Source organism: Candidatus Nitrotoga sp. 1052, assembly GCF_927312905.1.
GTDB lineage: Bacteria > Pseudomonadota > Gammaproteobacteria > Burkholderiales > Gallionellaceae > Nitrotoga.
The window spans coordinates 1-14,339 of the sequence record NZ_CAKMHQ010000086.1 but is presented as its reverse complement, the minus strand read 5'-3'; the positions used below and the strand labels follow the sequence as shown (position 1 = coordinate 14,339).

The window sequence follows — 14,339 nt, the reverse complement described above, 5'->3', positions numbered from 1 at the left end:
TCAAATCACCAAGTCCGTAACCGCTTCAGGCTCATACCTGAATTGGAAAATACTGGTAGGGGTGGTTGTACACCCCCATTACGATGACTGAGCCCTTCCCATACCACCAGATCGGCCGCTTTGTGTTTATGTTTCAGCACGTAGAGGCTGCTCTTATCGAGCTATTCGTGTTATATATCGGCAAACAAATAAGCCTCCAATCCAATGCTCTACTATGTAATCAAGGTTATCATTTCGGCATTGCTTATCGTTGCCGTTTCTGAAATCGCCAAGCGATCTACCGGATTTGCAGCCTTGGTGGCATCCCTTCCGCTAACTTCATTGCTAGCCTTTGTTTGGCTTCACATGGAGACATCCTCTCCAGATAAAATTGCCGATCTATCAAGCCAAATTTTTTGGCTTGTCCTTCCTTCGCTACTTCTATTTTTATTGCTTCCGCTACTGCTTAAACATGGTTTGAGTTTCTGGGTTAGTCTTGGTTTGTCTATGGTAGCAACTGCTGGCTGTTACATCGCTGTCCTGCTATTGCTGCGCCGTACGGGGGTTAACCTATGAATTGTTTACCTAACACTGTATCGGGGAGACACCGGTGTGGAAAGCGTGCTTGCCGGGTTGCGTGCAGCCATCCCCGACGATGATCAATTGTTGGCGAGCGTGAGCGGCGTTTTCGACGGTTTGCTCACTGCCTTCGGCAAAGGAGTGCCAACTCATGAATCAACCTGATGCGCGCGCCATCGAGTGCACCGATGCTCAACCTCAGCCGGTGAGTTTCCGGCAAGCCTTTGCTTTTTGGTTCAAGCTCGGCTTCATCAGCTTCGGTGGCCCGGCTGGACAAATATCCCTCATGCACCAGGAACTGGTCGTGAACCGACGTTGGATTTCCGAGCGGCGATTTCTGCACGCGCTGAACTACTGCATGCTCTTGCCGGGTCCGGAAGCGCAGCAGCTCGCCACCTACATCGGCTGGCTGATGCACCGCACTTGGGGTGGTATTGTCGCTGGGGCTCTGTTCGTGCTTCCTTCGTTGCTGATTCTGATTGCGCTATCGTGGGTCTATATTGCCTTTGGTAATTTGCCATTGGTCGCAGGGCTGTTCTATGGCGTAAAGCCCGCCGTAACGGCCATCGTGGCTCAAGCGGCGTATCGCATCGGCTCGCGAGCACTCAAGAACAATGTGCTTTGGGGAATTGCTGCTGCGTCCTTCGTCGCGATCTTTGTCCTCAATGTGCCGTTCCCTGCCATCGTGGCAGGGGCGGCCATCATCGGCTACCTTGGAGGCCGCATCGCACCGGACAAGTTCAAGGCAGGTGGCGGCCATGGCAAGGCCGACAAATCCTTTGGTCCAACCCTGATCGATGATGACACGCCAACGCCTGAGCACGCCCGCTTCCGTTGGAGCAAGCTGGTCAAGGTTGCCGTCGTTGGCGGCTTGTTGTGGGCTGTGCCGATGGGGTTACTGAATGCCGTCTACGGCTGGCATCACACACTTACGCAAATGGGCTGGTTCTTCACCAAGGCAGCATTGCTGACCTTTGGCGGAGCCTATGCGGTGCTGCCTTACGTATACCAGGGAGCGGTCGGATATTATGGCTGGCTCACGCCCACGCAGATGATCGACGGTTTGGCGCTCGGTGAAACGACACCAGGGCCGCTCATCATGGTGGTGGCCTTCGTCGGCTTTGTCGGTGGTTACGTGAAAGTGCTGTTCGGTCCAGACTCCCTGTTCCTCGCCGGTGCGGTGGCGGCCACGCTGGTGACGTGGTTCACCTTCCTGCCGTCATTTCTGTTCATCCTGGCGGGTGGCCCTTTGGTCGAATCCACGCACGGCGACCTCAAATTCACGGCGCCGCTGACGGCTATCACTGCCGCCGTGGTAGGAGTAATTCTCAATCTGGCTCTGTTTTTCCTCTACCACGTACTGTGGCCGCAAGGATTTGCCGGAACCTTCGATGGGATCTCTGCAGTCATCGCGCTGGCAGCAGCCGTCGCTTTGTTCCGCTTCAAGCGGAATGTCATCGAAGTGATCGCCGCCTGCGCGGCGGTCGGTCTGATCCTGCAAACTCTAATTCTGTGAGGTGAATTATGAAGTGGATTACCCGTGAACGCCCGAAGATCCCGCTTTCCTTTACACAATACAAGGAGATTCCCATGTTACGTATCATTTTCTGTAGACGCTTCATCGTTACGGCCGCACTCGCTTTCAATTTGGCTATGGCCCATGCAGCGGATACAGCGAGCGTTTTGGATACAGCAAAGATCGAGCAGTTGACCGGTCTCAAAGGAAGTTTTTCCAAGGAAGAAAATGTTTTCAAGGTATCCAGGCCGCGCAGCGACGTCAAAATCCAGGTCGACCAATGGGCCATGCCGACCTTTATGGGTCTCACGTCATGGGCTGCTTTTACCCCGGCCCATAATGGACAAGCGATGATGATGGGCGATACGGTTGTGTTCGAGGATGAGGTCAATCCGGCCATAAGCGCTGCCTTGAATGCCGGTCTTGAAGTCACCGCGCTCCACAATCATTTCTTCTTCGATCAACCCAGGGTCTACTTCATGCACATCAGCGGCATGGGCAGCATCGATCAGTTGGCAACCGGTGTAAAGAAAGTCTATGACAAGATTGCCGAAATTCGTGCTGCTCGTCCTCCGCCTGCCACAGCATTTCCGGGGGCGATCGCCAGTGACAACAAGATCAGCCCCGCTCCTTTGGAAGCGGTGTTTGGCATGAAGGGTCAGGCAAACAACGGGATGTTCAAAGTCGTAATGGGTCGTGAAGCCAAAATGCATGGCATCGTTGTGGCCAATCAAATGGGTGTTAATACTTGGGCTGCATTTGCCGGCTCTGATGATGAAGCGGTTGTCGATGGCGATTTCGCAATGCTCGAAGACGAACTGCAACCAATCTTGAAGACCATGCGGGCCGAAGATATCAATATTGTGGCGATCCACCAGCATATGACGCAGGAGCGGCCGCACTACTTGTTCCTGCATTACTGGGGTAAGGGCAAGGCAGTCGATCTTGCCACGGCAATTAAAAAAGTGTTGAGTGTCCAGGCTAACCTACGAAAATAATTCACTATGCTGTCAGTGAAATTCACTTATAAAAGTTGCACTTCAGAGTTGAATCTGCCTCATGAAAAAAAGTCACTCATACAAAGAAGCACTAAAAAAAAATTCTCAGTCATCCTCGTGGCATCTTTGGATAATCTACAGTATGCTTAATTGTTTTGCGTCGCAAAATACACCGTATAAAAACATTGTATTTGTATCAATCGTTCTAAATCTAGGCGGTGGAATATTTTGTGTGTGATCGTCAAGCAAGCTATAAGATAATTTGTAGTAAGTGCAACAAGGATATTTTCCCGTTCATTGAGATGGGGTCGTAATTTAAAATCAGAAATTAAGTTTTGTCCGGTATACGGCCATGACATTAAAACATAACAAGTCAGTCGAGTACGCCCGCCTTCCAGGCGTGTCCAACGCCTGGAAGGCGGGCGCGGCTCACTTCAATCGTTATGCATTATGGTGAAATAGATAGTAAATTTATTGGGGGAGCATATGAATATTAGAGTTTGTTATTTGATAGCGTTGTCTTTGCTGTTTTCTTCGGGTACTAGCGCGAATGAACCAAGCATAAATAGTGTCCCAGGAACTAATATCGTAGAGAATTATAATGCACTAAAAGAAAAGACTGACAGGGGAGAAAAGGTCAGAGTAATTGCCAAGATTAAAAACATAGAAAGAGGAAGTCCGCGTTCTAAAATTGTACCCCAAGGATTTATTGATGCACGTGACTTATTGGAAAGTCGCGGCATGAAAGCCCAAAGAGAATTTCCTCGATTAGGCGTATTGGTTTTTGAGGTAGATGGCCATGCCTTAGAAGGCCTTGTTAAAAGCGGAATTTTTGAGAAGATCGAGGAAGATATCCCTGTGCCACCCACCCTGATGCAGTCCATTCCTCACATCCGCGCTGATTTAGCGCATAACGCTGGATTTACGGGTAGTAACCAAGCTGTAGCAATTCTCGATACCGGTGTTGATCCTGGGCATCCATTTTATTCTAATAGACTAGTTGAGGAGGCTTGTTTTTCGTCTAACACTTCGTGGTCAACCAGTTTGTGTCCAAATGGGCAAAACGTACAAAGTGGGACTAATGCTGCGAATGATTGCTCACGTACAGGAATATCCAGTTGCGATCATGGTACACATGTGGCGGGCATATCAGCAGGCGCTAACGGAAGTATGAGCGGAGTAGCCCCTGGCGCAAATATAGTCGCAGTACAGGTATTTTCAGCGTTCTCAGCAAGCTATTGCGGCGGTGGAGTGCAGTGTTTAAGGGCTAACACCTCCGATATCATTGCAGCGTTAGAGTGGGTTCTAAATGACTCGACCACTAACAACATTGCGGCGATAAATTTAAGCCTCGGAGGTGGTTTATATACATCTGCGTGTGATGCTTTATCTGGAACTGTAACTATTGCTGATTTAAGGAGCGCCGGTATTGCGACAGTGATCGCCTCCGGAAATAATAGTGCGTCCAATGCTGTAAGTTGGCCTGGATGTATCTCAGCGGCGATTACCACCGGCAGCACATTTGATTCAAATGACAGCATAAGCTATTTCTCTAATAGCTCATCATTGGTCGATATTTTAGCTCCAGGTGAGGTGATTACATCTTCTATTGTTGGAGGGGGATACGGAGATATGGCTGGAACTTCTATGGCTACCCCACACGTAACCGGGGCATTTGCGGTCATGCGGGCAGTCAACCCTAGCGCTACAGTTGGAGATATTGAGGCTTACTTAAAAGCTAATGGCGTATCAGTATTAGATGCAAGGAACGGCTTGACTTTCCCTAGGCTTGATTTATATAAATCGGTGACTGCGTTATCTGACCGCTCAACAAGACGTTCCCAACTAAATATTTTAGAATTAATGCCTGAAGAAGATTAAATAGATCAGCCACAGCGTTTACATTTGTTACCGTGTTTTATTTTTTTATATTATTAATCAAAGGAGAAATTTGTGAATAATCGTAATTTGCGTTTTCAAGGATTGGTTTCATTTGTTGCGTTGCAATTTTTTGTAAGTAGTGCTGCGTATGCGTTGCCTACGCAGACATGGGTTTCTGGTTTTGGCAGTGACTCGGGAGCATGCTCTTTTATAGCTCCTTGTAAAACACTCGCTTTTGCACTAACCCAAACGGCTGCGGGCGGTGAAATAAGTATTGATAGCCCTGGTGAGCTGGGTGTTGTAACCATTAATAAAGGAATTACCATCAATGCAGTAGGCGCACTCGGTAGTATTGTAGCTCCTTCAGGTGTCAATGCCATTACGATTGCAGCAGGGGCTAGTGATGTCGTAATTTTACGTGGCTTAACCATTGACGGTGCAGATGTAGGCACTAATGGTATTGTATTCACAACGGGCGGTAAACTGTATGTAGAAAACTGCATGATTAGTAGATTTACAGGCATAGGTTTGTCATTTACGCCCTCCGCAGCAAGTGCTTTGTTTGTTAATAATGTTAGCTTTAAAAATAATGCTTATGGTGGAGCTGTTGTTACCCCTGGTGCATCAGGCTCAGCAACAGCTTCATTTAACAATACAAAAGCTGAGGGCAATTTCCGTGGAATTGTCGTCACAGATGGCACGACAGCAATAATACGAAATAGCATTGTTACAGGCACTACTACTGGCGCGGGCTTTGCTGCCAATTCCAACGGTGGTCGTAATGTAACTTTAACTATTGAAAGCTCTGTTGCTTCTGGTAATACATCTACCACAGGTGCTAATGGAGCTATCCAAGCGGTTGGTGCGAATGCGGTAGTGAGGATGTCAAACGTGACCGTAACTAGCAATACTCAAGGATTATTTTTATCAGCAGGGGGTTCCATAATTTCCTTCGGTAACAATCGTATTTCCGGAAATATTAATTCCGAAGTCTTACCAACTCAAACTGTTGTACAAAATTAATAGAACTTTCACAGACTTGGTGTAACGATGCTAAATTTTTACACCAAATCATGATCGGTGCCAGTGCAATCTAAATTGATGGTTTATCCTCGGTTAAAGGTTCTGTTTGGCGCTTAATATATCATTTATGCAAATTTGTCAGCGAGTCCGACTCGCTGGATCGGCTTTTAACCTACCCTCGAATCAGTGCTTATCACTTGCGAATGCTCATTTATCATGGGGATGATGGAAGGCGAAAGTATCATCGTAAAATGAAATAAAATCCCAGGTTCGGGACTACATACTCCGACCGTTCAACACGTATCCAAGGAAACATTTCAGCTCGGTAGATACCGTCTCTAACGTCAAGCATTTTTCAAGTAATCGTGTTGATACGGCTGTTGAGTTTTGAGTACACCAAAGCACAAATGCACCAGCTTGCGCATTGCGGCACCGAGGGAGGACATCTTGGACTTGCCTCGGGCAAGCAGGCGTTCATAAACGGCTTTGACGTGTGGGTTGTAGCGTGGTCCCACGACGGCAGCCATATAGAGCACGGCGCGTATTCTGGCGGGGCCGGCCTTAGATATTTGCGCGCGTCCCAGCACCGAACTACCCGACTGTCGTTCCACCGGATCGAGTCCAAGATGCCACTACAAGGGCGGGTACATCCTGCGCGAGCTCATCCTGGTCGAGGCGTTCCCCGATAAGGCTGCGCTCGGAGGCTGGCGCATCAAGTACGGCTACCAAGAGAACAACCCCGGCAAACCAAGTGTTGACACATCCACTCGCGAACTCAAGGGTGAGGCAGGTATTGCATTTGATATCCCCATCGCACAGAAGACTCGCCCCGGAGTGAAAGGTACGTTGCGTATTGAGGCGTGGTCATGGGTCTGAGTCTTCTCGCGTGAAGTTTGACTTTTGCTTGTATTACTTCAGTCCGGCCGGTCAGGTTTGGTCTCCTGTCTGTTTCCCGCTTCGTACCAGCCATGGCTGCGCTTGACCAGATACACCACGGACAGCATCACCGGTACCTCTATCAACACGCCGACCACGGTGGCAAGTGCCGCGCCGGATTCGAAGCCGAACAGGCTGATGGCGGCAGCGACTGCCAATTCGAAGAAGTTGCTCGCACCGATCAGTGCCGACGGACCCGCTACGCAGTGCGCTTCACCGAAGCAGCGATTCAGCCAATAGGCCAAACCGGAATTGAAATAAACCTGAATGATGATGGGCACGGCGAGCATCACGATAATGAACGGTTGCTCGACGATGGCTTTGCCCTGAAAGGCGAACAACAATACCAGCGTGAGCAACAGTGCAGAGATGGAGAGCGGATTCAGCTTGGACAGGGCAAGATTCAGCGCCGCAATTCCGCCGCGTGCCAACAGGAACTTGCGCCATACCTGTGCCACCAAAACGGGGAGCACGATGTATAACACCACCGACACCAGCAGCGTATCCCAAGGCACGATGATGGATGAGATGCCCAGCAACAGCGCCACCAGCGGCGCAAAGGCGAACACCATAATGGCATCGTTGAGCGCGACTTGGCTCAGGGTGAATAGCGGCTCACCGTTCACTAGCCGACTCCACACGAACACCATCGCGGTGCAGGGTGCGGCGGCAAGCAGTATGAGGCCTGCAATGTAGCTGTCGAGTTGCTCCGCTGGCAGATACGGTGCGAACAATTGCCGGATGAACAACCAGCCAAGCAACGCCATGGAAAAAGGTTTAACCGCCCAGTTGACGAAGAGTGTGACCCCGATGCCGCGCCAGTATTTGCGCACTTCGTGCAAGGCCATGAAGTCTATGCGCAACAGCATGGGGATGATCATTACCCAGATCAGCAGTCCGACGGGGATGTTGACCTTGGCGATCTTCAATTCACCCAGCCAGTGAAACGGTGCAGGGACCAGTTGTCCCAACACCACCCCGACGACGATGCACAGAAATACCCAAACTGTCAGGTAGCGCTCGAAAATGCTCATGGTGTTATTCCTTGATATGTCAGATTTCGGCGAGCTTCTCTTTAAAATTGTCAGCACGTAATAGCAGCGCCTTGTATTGATTTTTTCTCATGACAGGCTCCCTTTGGGACGAAAATTTATCCGGCAGTTAGTTCCAGTAAGCGTGCTACGCCAACAGGCTCATCCTTAGCATGGGAGCAACCGCATAAAGTTGTGCATAATGATTTACGACGGTATGACACTGCCTTAAGCAGCAATGTTGGCAATCTTGTCCATTTCGGCCTTGAGCGCGGCCTTGTCATGCTTCAGCACATCCAAATCCAGTGCAAAAAATGCTTTGATGCGGGCACGCAGGATGCGGTAAGCCTTCATGAACGCCGCATCAATCTCTTCATCCGTGCCCGTAGCATGCGCTGGGTCTTCCACGCCCCAATGGGTGCGCAGCACTGGGCCGAGGTAGGCCGGGCAAATTTCTCCCGCCGCACTGGCACAAACGGTGATGACTATATCGGGCGCGGTGGGTAGATTCTCCCAAGACTTGCTGTAATAACCTTCGGTGGCGATGCCTTCGCTCGCCAGCAATGCCAGCGAACGCGGGTGCACTTTGCCGGTGGGCTTGCTGCCCGCGCTTATGGCGTGCCAACCAGCTGGCGCAAGATGGTTGAAGGTGGCTTCGCCGAGGATGGAACGGCAGGAGTTGCCAGTGCAGAGAAAGAGTACGTTCATGTTCAGGGCTTCAATTAAGCTGGGGGAATCGGTAGGAGTACGCTTGCGGAACAGGCTGATGCCGTTAGCAAATCAATACACTGCTGAGGATTGCCGGAACAGCATTCTTCGGTCAGGTAAGTAATAAGATCCAGCATCAAGGGGATATTGGCGCGATAACGCTGGTAACGACCCTCCTGTTGGACTGTTAAAAGGCGTGCATGCGTCAATGCTTTCAGATGGAAGGAAAGATTGGTGGGCGGCAGTTCAAGCGTTGTTGCGATTTCGCCCGCCACCATACCGTCCAGCCCTTTTTTGACCAACAACCGAAACACGTCCAGCCGCACCCCGGAAGAAAGCGATTCGAATACTGAAGTTGCAGTAAGTTTATCCATATAACAATACTACAACGATAGTTGAATAGTTGCAATATTGTCTGTTTTTATTCGAGATTCGATTGTAAAGAGGAGCTGACAATGAACCTACCGCAGAATCCATACGGCACCTCTATAAATCCAAACTCCGTCGCGATACTGTGTTGATCAGTAAATTTTATCGCTTACATATCAAATATATGCGCGCGCGAAAATTTCTGGCGCACCTTGTCTCGCTTAGGAATTTTTACTAATAGAGGTACCTAGGGATATTGTATGCAGGACTCAGGTGCGTTGACGATACCAACTGATAAAATCTGTGTCAGACAGTGCGCGGCTGTACAGAAAGCCCTGCACCAGATCGCAGCCGAGATCGCGTAACAGGTCGAATGTTTCCTGGTCTTCCACCCCCTCAGCCACTGTGATCAGATTGAAATTTTTGGCCAGATCAATAATGGTACGGACGAGATGTTTGTCCTCGCGTGATTTATGTATGTTCTGAATGAAAAGTATATCGATTTTCAGTTCCTGCACCGGGAAGTGCTTAACGTACGCCAGCGATGAATAGCCGGTGCCGAAGTCGTCAATTGACAGGCGAATGCCAAGCTCTCTCAGTCTGGATAACATTGTGAGGGAGGATTCATAATCATCAATTATCAAACTCTCCGTGATCTCAAGGGTTAGGTTCGATGCGGGTATGCCCCACATATCGAGTGCTTGCTGAACTATTTGCGGAAGTTCCTTGTCTTCGAGCATTTTGGGCGGAAGATTGACGCTTATGCCTATGTCAATGCCAGCCTTCAAGAAAGCGGCCGTATGGCGCAGTGCAGTATTAAGTATCCATAGGGTCAAAGTGTTAATCAGGCCGGCGTTCTCCGCAATGCCGATCAATGTGCTCGGATCGATAACACGTTGCCCTGGTGCTGTCCAGCGCACTAGAGCTTCAATGGAGACACAGCGTCCGGTCTGGATATTGACCTGCGGCTGGTAGTGAACGTGTAACTCGTTTGCTTTGATGGCATGGCCGAGTTCAATGTCGAGACCGCTATAAGCTTCTGTCTCGATTCGATCCTCGGGCTGATAGACGTAATATCCCTGTTCATTGGTTGCGGCGATGTCTGATGCGATGTCGGCATACATCAATAATTGACCTGCATCACGGCCAAGTTCTGGAAAATTGGCAATGCCGATATGTGGACGCAGCATTACCGGACTATCATCGGCAATGAAGGGCTTATGCAATTCTGAAAGAATCTTGGTCGCTGCCAGTATGCTTTGAGCATTATTGGCAAGGCCGGACAAAACAAGACATATCTGTTCGTCAGAAAAGTGTGCATAGCGATCAGCGTCACGCAACAGACTATCAAGACGCTGATCGGTGTAATTTATGATCGATTGTGTGGATGTGTCGCCGATGATGGCATCCAGTCGTTTGGTTCGCCTCAATTTCATGATTAGCACGGCTGTTGCGCTGGCTTCGGTTTTACCGATTTCATCACGCAGGAAATTGACCAGCTGATTGTGGGTTAACTGGTGCTGTGTCGCCGTGGTGGTGGATTGATGCGGCGGAGGGGGGCTGTGGCCGATCATGCCATGTAATATTCTCGGATATCGAGATCGAAAGCGCCAGTTGGCAGGCCGCGCAGAATATGAACCGCCGCCGTCGTTTCGGGCTGACAAAGTAAATCTAGTGTGGCAGGATGCGGCGCCGGACTTTTGTCTGGGCCACTAATGATCAGTACGCGTGGTTTCAGTCGGCGTACCTTGCTCTGGCTGATGATAACGGCGACTTCGCCAGAGGACAGTTCAACCAAGGAGCCAACCGGAAAAATGCCGATTGTTTGGATGAATTGCTCGACCATGGAGTCAAGATAATACTCGCCGCTCATCGTGCTTATGCTTTTCAATGCTTCATAGGCTGACACGGCTTTGGTATGAAAACGGGTATGGGTCAGCGCGGTAAATGAATTAACGATTGCAGCCATGCGTCCGAATAGGCTGATTTCACCTTTAGATATTCCTGCGGGGTAGCCGCTCCCGTTTTCTCGCTCATGGTGTTGGGCGATACCTTCCAGAATGTCAGCATGCAGATTAGGCGTCTCTTTAAGGATTTCAAGGCCCAAACGTACGTGGCCTTTAATTATTTCAAATTCTTCCAAAGTCAGCCGGTCATTTTTTTGCAACAGTTCGCCCGGTAACTTTATATTTCCAATATCAAGCAATAATCCGGTGATACCCAGCCGCTCGAGAAAGTCTTTAGGCAAGCCTATATGTCGACCCAGCGCAATCAGATAAACGGCGGTTTGGAGCGCATACCCATAGCTGACATTGTCCTGTTGACGTAATCGCATGATCAACATCAGCGCATTAGGATTTCGCACCATGCTGTCCACTACTTCCTGAATCACCACCTCCACTTCTTCGATGTCGAGATTTTTGTCGGCGCGTATGTCTTGAACAAGGCTATCCAGTACTTTTTCTGTGAGCGCATAAGCCTTGCCAGCTGGAGCAAGCTCTTCTTCGACAGGTCTGGCATCGTTATATATTGTTAACTCGACGCCGGCAGGAATAAAGCCGGGTCGCTTGGCATTCGCAATGCGCACTTCCGGTGTTGCAGGGGGCTGATCAGAATCGAAAGCTTTTTTTTGAGCGTGAGATTTATCTTTAAAATCTGATTTTGTTTTAAACAAATCTTTTATTTTGCCGGAAAATGAGGCCAGCAATCCCGCTTTAACCTGCGTTTCCGGAGTCGCGTGGAGATATTTGTTTAAGTTCTGTGGGGTTGTGGCGGCGGGGGTTAAATGGCCCAATTCTGTCGGTTCTGGCACCGCATCTTTAGCATTCAGGGCGACAGGGGCTGGCACGTCAGCTGGCTTTTTCTTGACTGGCTCAGGTGCTGAATGGTCGGCGATAGAAGTTTGACTGGCGCCGTCGGGAACATGGCTAAAGCTTGTGGACGGTGGGGTGATGGAGTCGCGTCTTTCTGGCTCCGCTTTCCTTTTAGAGGCAGATTTCGCTGTTTGAAGTCCTTGTACTGATTTATCCCATTCGATTACAACGAATTTACAATACTCTTGCAATTGCTTGATCTGTTCATCATTCTCGATCAGGAAACCCTGAAGCAGGAAGGGTGTGCCAACCCATGATCGATCAAGATCAGAGACAAACATGCCGACCTTGAGTTTGTTGGAAGGGATCTCTGTTTTCATGCGGCTAAGTGTAACGCAGATTCTTTCCGAAAAACACCTCAGTCCTATTCCAATGACGAATGCCGTTGGAGAGACGTTCCCCGTTTATGTGACCTATAAATTGTCCGGATTTAATGCCGCCAGTAGCTCATCAATCTGTACTACCGAATAATGAGCTTGCTCATTCATAATGCGTCCACATACGTAGAACGTGAACGGTTCTTTCTTTTGGAAAGATTTCATACACGATATGGTGCTGAATATTGATGCGGCGTGAGTAAGCACCGGCAAGATCTCCGACTAATTTTTCGAAGGGCGGTGGATTTTGAAATGATCATTGGCAAGCACTGCTAACAAATCTTGCACCTTTGTCTTGAGATCGCTTGCAGCAAGCTTCTCTGCATCTTTGAGTGATTGCTTGGCATAGAGAACCTCCCAACTCTCACCACTTAAGCTCCTTTTCACCTTTTGTTAGAAGCTCATTCATACCTGTCTTTATGGATTCGCGCATGTCAGGCACGGAAAGCAAGTAAATATGTGCCAAGAGAGGTCTAGATTCACAGCAGCCTCACCGGACTTGTCCAACAAGCGGTTCAGATTGTGGCTCGCTTCGCGATCACAATCTAACCTTACTCGTTAGGCAAGCAACTTATCATATTCGGCATGAGTGCCAATCCAAACCCAAAGGAAACCACTCTCAATTGGTGTGGCAACTGCGCGGTAATGTGAGCCGACACGAGCAGACCAAACCTTGCCGACTTTCTTGAACTGTAAAGATGGATGAGTAGAGTCTGCTTTGAGTAATTTGAAATTCTTGTCTGCAAGTCCACGAATTTCCGGTGGAAGCTTTTCATAACATATCCAGAAACTGGAAGCTGTTTTGTGTTTCAAAGGTCTCTCGTTTTTCCGGCTCGATGCTCATCAAGTGCCGCGTTTATGAGGAAATCTAACTTTCCTGCATTTGAATCGACTTCAATTTGCTTGTCCCATCTTGATTGGTCGAATTCAAGAAACCAATCACGCAGCTTGGAAAACGAAGCGTTATCTAACTCCGCGATTTGTTCTTCTATCGTTTCTACAGTCGCCATAACTATGCTCACAAAAAGTTGATTGCATGGAAATTATAACTCTCTCGGTGATTATTGGCATTTTTTTCCATCCGACAGGCACTGATTTACCTCGGGCGTTATCTGTATCGGGAAGTGATACAGGGAAAAGACATCCTGTCCTGCCAGCAAGGCCGGGTAACGTTTCGCTATCACTCTTGCGGGGTCATAAAGATTGCATAAGGCTGTGTGCTTAGCTAGTGACCTCGCGTGCATGCACTACAATGCTAGACCTGCCCTCGAAGTTTCTGGCAGGACTTCAATCCAAGGTAACTCCAAAAGAAATATTTTCTATGAGGCCTGACCCGCACTCAGGGACCGAGCTTGTCCAACAAACGTTTCAGATCGTGGCTTCGCTTCGCTCGCACGATCTAACCTTATTCGTTAGGCTGCATTGCTCTCAAGGAGGGAAAGTGCTGACTGAGGCGTCTCGATGTGGCCGCCTGCGAGTGCAATGAGTCGCGTCCGCTTTGTCTGAGCGTGGAAGTTCCCGTCTGAGGAAACGAACACGTTGCGGCGGGCGTGGGCGTGCGACCAGAAGGCTTGAATGTCGCATTTGGGGTTTCGCCACTTCCTGTCGGGGGGGATAGCCTCTGGGTCGATGCCGTTTGCAAGGCAGTGATCCTTGTATAGAAACTCGAGACCCGGAAAGAGAATTTCATGTATTCGACGTTCAAGGTTCTCCATCTCGTCCTCATCACCATCTGCGCAGCGATTCCAGAAAGAAATGTCCCAGTACATCATCGGGAGCGTGAGAACCAAGTGATCCAGACCGAGACGCACCAGACGATCGGTGAACTGATCGAATGACTCTAAGTGACCTCCTGACCTTTGTTTCTCAGAGGCCATGATCGCGCACACCGCAACGTGCGCGCGACCGGTGCGGTGCGCGTCGGCGAGGGCGCGAACGGCGGGACCTTCCGGCCGACCTTCGTCGAGCGCAACGACGCAATTGGTGTCGAGAGTGAACCGAAGCGTCACGTGCAGCCTAACGACGCTGTAGAAAAACCCCATTCTGAACACCTGCTTCAGCTTTGGGTG

15 protein-coding genes and 3 pseudogenes are annotated in these 14,339 nt (G+C 49.4%); 7 read left to right on the top strand and 11 right to left on the bottom strand.

Annotation, left to right across the window (positions count from 1 at the left end):
- The first annotated feature begins 204 nt into the window (after positions 1-204).
- The 6 genes from MJ768_RS14290 to MJ768_RS14270 all read left to right on the top strand — a co-directional run bounded on the left by MJ768_RS14290 (position 205) and on the right by MJ768_RS14270 (position 5,976).
- Complete coding sequence (locus MJ768_RS14290) at positions 205-555, top strand: DUF3147 family protein (RefSeq protein ID WP_239292665.1); 351 nt, start codon at positions 205-207, stop codon at positions 553-555.
- Between the two features lie 36 nt (positions 556-591).
- A complete protein-coding gene (locus MJ768_RS15210; RefSeq protein ID WP_256449872.1) occupies positions 592-723 on the top strand; it encodes a hypothetical protein in 132 nt (43 codons plus the stop codon).
- Positions 710-2,074 (top strand): chromate efflux transporter, encoded by a 1,365-nt coding sequence (chrA, locus tag MJ768_RS14285; RefSeq protein ID WP_239292663.1) that lies wholly within the window; start codon positions 710-712, stop codon positions 2,072-2,074. The genes MJ768_RS15210 and chrA overlap by 14 nt, the downstream gene beginning before the upstream one ends.
- Before the next feature lie 8 nt (positions 2,075-2,082).
- A complete protein-coding gene (locus tag MJ768_RS14280; protein ID WP_239292661.1) occupies positions 2,083-3,072 on the top strand; it encodes a DUF1259 domain-containing protein in 990 nt (329 codons plus the stop codon).
- A 486-nt stretch (positions 3,073-3,558) separates the two neighbouring features.
- Complete coding sequence (locus MJ768_RS14275) at positions 3,559-4,953, top strand: S8 family peptidase (protein WP_239292659.1); 1,395 nt, start codon at positions 3,559-3,561, stop codon at positions 4,951-4,953.
- Positions 4,954-5,025: 72 nt separating this feature from the next.
- The gene (locus tag MJ768_RS14270) at positions 5,026-5,976 is read left to right on the top strand and encodes a right-handed parallel beta-helix repeat-containing protein (protein WP_239292657.1); all 951 of its coding nucleotides are present in this window, start codon (positions 5,026-5,028) and stop codon (positions 5,974-5,976) included.
- A gap of 344 nt (positions 5,977-6,320) precedes the next feature.
- Here MJ768_RS14270 and MJ768_RS14265 read toward each other — a convergent pair.
- The 10 genes and pseudogenes from MJ768_RS14265 to MJ768_RS14220 form a co-directional block, all read right to left on the bottom strand.
- Positions 6,321-6,605, bottom strand: a pseudogene (locus tag MJ768_RS14265) (transposase); the annotation flags it as partial.
- Complete coding sequence (locus MJ768_RS14260) at positions 6,568-6,705, bottom strand: hypothetical protein (RefSeq protein ID WP_239292655.1); 138 nt, start codon at positions 6,703-6,705, stop codon at positions 6,568-6,570. The gene MJ768_RS14260 and the pseudogene MJ768_RS14265, both read right to left, overlap by 38 nt.
- A 185-nt stretch (positions 6,706-6,890) precedes the next feature.
- Entirely contained in the window at positions 6,891-7,946 is a 1,056-nt protein-coding gene (gene arsB, locus MJ768_RS14255) for an ACR3 family arsenite efflux transporter (protein ID WP_239292653.1), read from the bottom strand.
- A gap of 225 nt (positions 7,947-8,171) precedes the next feature.
- On the bottom strand, positions 8,172-8,651 hold the full coding sequence (locus tag MJ768_RS14250; RefSeq protein WP_239292651.1) for an arsenate reductase ArsC: 480 nt from the start codon (positions 8,649-8,651) through the stop codon (positions 8,172-8,174).
- A gap of 14 nt (positions 8,652-8,665) precedes the next feature.
- Entirely contained in the window at positions 8,666-9,025 is a 360-nt protein-coding gene (locus tag MJ768_RS14245) for an ArsR/SmtB family transcription factor (RefSeq protein WP_239292649.1), read from the bottom strand.
- A gap of 264 nt (positions 9,026-9,289) precedes the next feature.
- Positions 9,290-10,594 carry a putative bifunctional diguanylate cyclase/phosphodiesterase gene (locus MJ768_RS14240; protein ID WP_239292647.1) on the bottom strand — a complete coding sequence of 435 codons (1,305 nt, stop codon included), beginning with the start codon at positions 10,592-10,594 and terminating at the stop codon, positions 9,290-9,292.
- Entirely contained in the window at positions 10,591-12,213 is a 1,623-nt protein-coding gene (locus MJ768_RS14235; RefSeq protein WP_239292645.1) for an HD-GYP domain-containing protein, read from the bottom strand. The genes MJ768_RS14240 and MJ768_RS14235 overlap by 4 nt, the downstream gene beginning before the upstream one ends.
- Positions 12,214-12,373: 160 nt before the next feature.
- Positions 12,374-12,463, bottom strand: a pseudogene (locus tag MJ768_RS14230) (Txe/YoeB family addiction module toxin); the annotation flags it as partial.
- 365 nt (positions 12,464-12,828) lie between these two features.
- Positions 12,829-13,083, bottom strand: a complete 255-nt coding sequence (locus tag MJ768_RS14225) for a type II toxin-antitoxin system HigB family toxin (RefSeq protein WP_239292644.1) — start codon at positions 13,081-13,083, stop codon at positions 12,829-12,831.
- Positions 13,080-13,280, bottom strand: coding sequence for a hypothetical protein (locus MJ768_RS14220; protein WP_239292643.1), 201 nt, complete (start codon positions 13,278-13,280; stop codon positions 13,080-13,082). The genes MJ768_RS14225 and MJ768_RS14220 overlap by 4 nt, the downstream gene beginning before the upstream one ends.
- Positions 13,281-13,355: 75 nt before the next feature.
- On the opposite strand from MJ768_RS14220, the pseudogene MJ768_RS14215 reads away from it, so the two are divergent.
- Positions 13,356-13,457 (top strand): annotated as a pseudogene (locus MJ768_RS14215) (transposase); the annotation flags it as partial.
- Positions 13,458-13,682: 225 nt separating this feature from the next.
- On the opposite strand, the gene MJ768_RS14210 reads toward MJ768_RS14215, so the two are convergent.
- Positions 13,683-14,339 (bottom strand): hypothetical protein (locus tag MJ768_RS14210; RefSeq protein WP_239292642.1); only part of this gene is annotated, 657 nt, incomplete at its 5' end.

Coding starts and splice junctions, on each gene's coding strand:
- MJ768_RS14245 (WP_239292649.1), bottom strand. CDS start 9,025: ATGGATAAACTTACTGCAACTTCAGTATTCGAATCGCTTTCTTCCGGG.
- MJ768_RS14220 (WP_239292643.1), bottom strand. CDS start 13,280: ATGGCGACTGTAGAAACGATAGAAGAACAAATCGCGGAGTTAGATAAC.
- MJ768_RS14290 (WP_239292665.1), top strand. CDS start 205: ATGCTCTACTATGTAATCAAGGTTATCATTTCGGCATTGCTTATCGTT.
- MJ768_RS14275 (WP_239292659.1), top strand. CDS start 3,559: ATGAATATTAGAGTTTGTTATTTGATAGCGTTGTCTTTGCTGTTTTCT.
- chrA (WP_239292663.1), top strand. CDS start 710: ATGAATCAACCTGATGCGCGCGCCATCGAGTGCACCGATGCTCAACCT.
- arsB (WP_239292653.1), bottom strand. CDS start 7,946: ATGAGCATTTTCGAGCGCTACCTGACAGTTTGGGTATTTCTGTGCATC.
- MJ768_RS14235 (WP_239292645.1), bottom strand. CDS start 12,213: ATGAAAACAGAGATCCCTTCCAACAAACTCAAGGTCGGCATGTTTGTC.
- MJ768_RS14240 (WP_239292647.1), bottom strand. CDS start 10,594: ATGATCGGCCACAGCCCCCCTCCGCCGCATCAATCCACCACCACGGCG.
- MJ768_RS14280 (WP_239292661.1), top strand. CDS start 2,083: ATGAAGTGGATTACCCGTGAACGCCCGAAGATCCCGCTTTCCTTTACA.
- MJ768_RS14250 (WP_239292651.1), bottom strand. CDS start 8,651: ATGAACGTACTCTTTCTCTGCACTGGCAACTCCTGCCGTTCCATCCTC.